Here is a 3,870-nt window from a genome sequence, read left to right as displayed (position 1 = left end):
TTGGCTTGCTCAAACAATAAGTTAATAAAGCTTTGCCGATTGTTGGCGTCAAGCGCCGAGGTGGGCTCATCGGCAATAATTAGCTCGGGGCTGCCAATAAACGCCCGTGCTGCTGCCACTCGTTGTTGCTGACCAATACTTAACTCACCTACACTTATATTATGAAACTGCGACGCTAAGCCCAGCGCATTAAGTAATCGAGTGGCTTCTGCATTTAAGCTACTAGCGTGTTTTAGTGCTTGTTGCTGCCGCGCGGTAGAAAATTGACAGCCTAAAGTCACGTTTTCAAGCGGGGTTAAGTAGGGCAATAAATTAAAGTTTTGAAAAATATAACCAATATGATCCGCTCTAAAGGCATCGCGCTGAGTATTGCTTAAAGCACTCAGATTTTGGCCTAAAATACACACTTCACCGCTGGTGGCGGTATTAATACCCGCTAATAATGCTAACAAAGTTGATTTACCACAGCCACTAGGGCCATGTAAAAATACATGCTCACCGGGTTTGATGTTTAGCTGCTTAATTTTCAGGGTGGGTGGGTGTGCATTTTTATGCCATTTAAATAACAGCTCAGACAGTGTGATCATAACAACTTAATAGTTAACCAATGATAGCGTGCAGCAATGTTAAGCGATAATAATCGGGAAAGGAAGGTGGGGCGCGCTCAGTGGGCAGATTTCAGCGTTCAGCAGGAATAGTTAAAGGCACGGGTTTTAGGTACTGGGTTCTAGGTGCTAGGAAAAGCGAGGTGTAAAACCTCACCTACACGCCAAAAAGCATGATATTCCACATCCGTAGGTGCGAATTTACTTCGCGTTTGGTTAATCTTTTGCTCTGCGCTGACAGCTAAAACCTGACCGCTGCTCTTCTTTATCTAAAGTTATTGATTACCAACCCCAATAGTTGAGTTTTCTGCGCATTTTAAATTGTCTGAGTAAATTTAATGGTTTGGCTTTGAACTGTTCGTTACTGAGTAATAGCTCGTTGGTAGCAGCAAGCACCCGTTCGCTTGATTTACCATCGGTATACGGATGTAACTGTTGGCAGTACTCTTCAATATTACTAATTAGTTCAGCTGGATAAGTAAATGCATGCTCTATTGCGGCTTCTACTTCATCGGCATGGGTTATATCGAGCAAATGCTTTGCTGGGGCTTTATTGCAAAAGGTGACTACTGGTTTTCGTTGTACTAAAAACATTTGTAATATAGATGAGGTGTCGCACAGCATCACATCAGCCGCTGTTAATAACGGTACCACGTCGTCGGTTTCAATAAAGCTTAAGTTTTCATTGCTGAGCGCTTGGTATTTAGCCACCCATTCGCTCGGCATTTTGGGATGAAACTGCATTAAAATACGCCACTTGCCGTGTTCACTAAAATGTTTAATTTGCTTGTATAGTTTAGGGGCTAGCGACAAACGCTTGGAAAATGTAGAACAAATTAATAATGTGGGGCGCGTGTCGTTGCTATCTTTGTAACGGTTAGTGCCTTCGGGAATAAAAAAGCGGTCCAACGGCGGCCAGCCTGTTTCGGTTACTTTAAAATAACCTAACTGCTGTTCTAATGCTTTAAACGGGCCTGTAGTATTTGGCCCTTGTGTACAATACAGATCAAAACACCCTCTGGCTTTAAAGTGGTCGTTTTCACCTTTTTTATTTAGCTTACCGGCATCAAAGCCATGAAAAACAGCAACTTTTTTACCTGGGAAAAAAGTAGGTATTAAATTAGCTGGGGCAAAAGTCGCATCGGGCGCCCACTGTTTTATTGCTTTAATTGAGTGAAGTTGTATTTCATCATCGGCTAAAAAGTCAGGATTAACGTCATCACCTTGTAAAAACCAACGCACTTCGCCACCGTGTGCCAAAATTTGTGCCTGTAACGGCCTTAAAATAGCGTACGAGTAATTTTGAGAAATATACATTAAGTACTTTTTGTTTTTACTGGCGGCTAGGTAGTCCAAGTTAACTCCTTGAGGTTTTTAACCTTGCTAGTTTACCTTAATGTTACAAGCAGATAAATAAAGCCGTTAACTTTGTTTCGGTGCGCGATTGAGCTTTGCACTTGGCTGCATTATTATATGGCCTCTATAACCCCATACCATACTTTGCTCTATGAGCATGCCAAACCCCGGAGATAGCATGACTAGCTATAAAGTTTTAGACGTAAACGATGATTTACCAATTCGTACCAAAGGTAAAGTTCACAGTGGTAAAGTGCGTTCAGTTTATTGGTTAACCGATGAAGACAGCGCGCGTTTAATTAACGAAAAAGGCTATAAAGTACCAGCAGATACCGAGCTGGCAATAATGGTTATTTCCGATAGAATTTCGGCGTTTGACTGCATTTGGCAGGGCGAAAATGGTTTAAATGGCGTGCCGGGTAAAGGGATTGCGCTCAACTCGGTAGCAGCACATTGGTTTAAATTATTTGATGAAGCAGGCCTTGCGGGTAATCATATTGTGGATATTCCGCACCCGTATGTGTGGATTGTGCGCAAAGCCAGCACCGTTAAAGTAGAAGCCATAGCGCGCCAATATATTACCGGTAGCATGTGGCGCGATTACGCTAAAGGTATACGCCACTTTTGTGGTATTGAGCTGCCAGAAGGTCTAAGCGCCAACCAAAAGCTCGATAACGTACTTATAACACCTTCTACTAAAGGCATTATTGAGGGTGTTGCCGATATTCCACCGGTTGACGATGTGAATATTACTCGCGATAACATTACTAATAACCTTGAGGTATTTAATTTTAAGTCGGCTGACGATGTTGCTCAGTACGAAAAATTATTAGTGGAAGGTTTTCAGTTGATCAGTGGTGAGTTGGCCAAACTTGATCAAATTTTTGTAGATACTAAATTTGAGTTTGGTTACGTTGAAGATATCAACGGCGCACAACAGCTTATTTATATTGATGAAGTAGGTACGCCTGATTCGTCGCGCATTTGGGATGGGGCTGCGTACCGTAATGGTAAAATTGTTGAAAACTCAAAAGAGGGCTTCCGTCAGCTGTTAATTAACAACGTGCCAGAAAGCGATGTGTTACTTAATAAAGATCGTATGGATGAGCGCGAACAGCTCGCTAAAGATTACATTTTACCTGAGTCGGTGATGCTAGAAGTGTCGAACACGTATGTTGGTATTGCCAGTAAAATAGTGGGTAAAGACATTGTAATACCAGCTGATCCGCGCCAAGAAGTGATTAATATACTCGATGCCGATTATGGTTTAATTAATAAATAAATTTTACTATAAAGCAATGGTTTAAGAAGCCCGGTTTAACGTGTACTAGCGGTTAAACTGGGCTTTTTTAGTTGTAACATAACAACAATTTTGAACCACAGCGGTATTCAAGTCAGTAAATCCTAAACTAAGGAAGAAATATTTGCGGTTATTTTTTTACGCTCAACATAAATACGCGTGCGATACTTTAAATTTCTAAAAAAGGTGCTGCGGTTTGAATGCTTGCCAGCGCTCACACGTGTAATTTCACTTTCGAAACTGCGATCTTCAGCAATTGGGTACGGTTTTATACCCACCATAGTTAAGCCTACTTCGCTATGGAATTGCATATCGACATCAACAGGGCGATAAAAAGGTTTACGCTGCAATAATTTTTTTGCGCCATCTAAACTTAAAATATAGCCTTGTGCGCCATTAGGCGCTTTAAGGTAATTACCTAAGGTAAGCTTGTGCGCTAAAGGGCTAGTTTCTACAAAAGGGAAATTCCTATTGTCGGAGAGCTTAACTAAATCCCAGTTTTGTAACTGTTGTGCTGCAGTAATAACCGTTTTTAGGTGTTTTTTGATAAACAAATCATCTTCGAGGATCACCGCCATAGGGGTATTTTCTTCGACCATTTTTTCCCAC

4 protein-coding genes are annotated in these 3,870 nt (G+C 41.4%); 1 reads left to right on the top strand and 3 read right to left on the bottom strand.

The window, feature by feature from the left end:
* The coding region (locus tag ABYB02_RS15355; protein ID WP_372763278.1) for an ATP-binding cassette domain-containing protein at positions 1–587 on the bottom strand (587 nt) is incomplete at its 3' end.
* 300 nt (positions 588–887) lie between these two features.
* Entirely contained in the window at positions 888–1,961 is a 1,074-nt protein-coding gene (locus ABYB02_RS15350) for a CDP-glycerol--glycerophosphate glycerophosphotransferase (RefSeq protein ID WP_372763277.1), read from the bottom strand.
* A gap of 178 nt (positions 1,962–2,139) precedes the next feature.
* Between ABYB02_RS15350 and ABYB02_RS15345 the strand changes: the two genes are divergently transcribed.
* Positions 2,140–3,243: a phosphoribosylaminoimidazolesuccinocarboxamide synthase gene (locus tag ABYB02_RS15345; protein WP_372763276.1), complete on the top strand. Its 1,104-nt coding sequence runs from the start codon at positions 2,140–2,142 to the stop codon at positions 3,241–3,243.
* Between the two features lie 122 nt (positions 3,244–3,365).
* On the opposite strand, the gene ABYB02_RS15340 is transcribed toward ABYB02_RS15345, so the two are convergent.
* A partial coding sequence (locus ABYB02_RS15340; protein WP_372763275.1) for a glycosyltransferase family 25 protein occupies positions 3,366–3,870 on the bottom strand: 505 nt, incomplete at its 5' end.

This window comes from Pseudoalteromonas sp., assembly GCF_041613455.1.
Taxonomy (GTDB): domain Bacteria; phylum Pseudomonadota; class Gammaproteobacteria; order Enterobacterales; family Alteromonadaceae; genus Pseudoalteromonas.
This window is presented reverse-complemented; position numbering and strand designations above follow the sequence as displayed.

Excerpts from the sequence above, each read along its gene's own strand:
- ABYB02_RS15345 (WP_372763276.1), top strand. The coding sequence starts at position 2,140 with ATGACTAGCTATAAAGTTTTAGACGTAAACGATGATTTACCAATTCGT.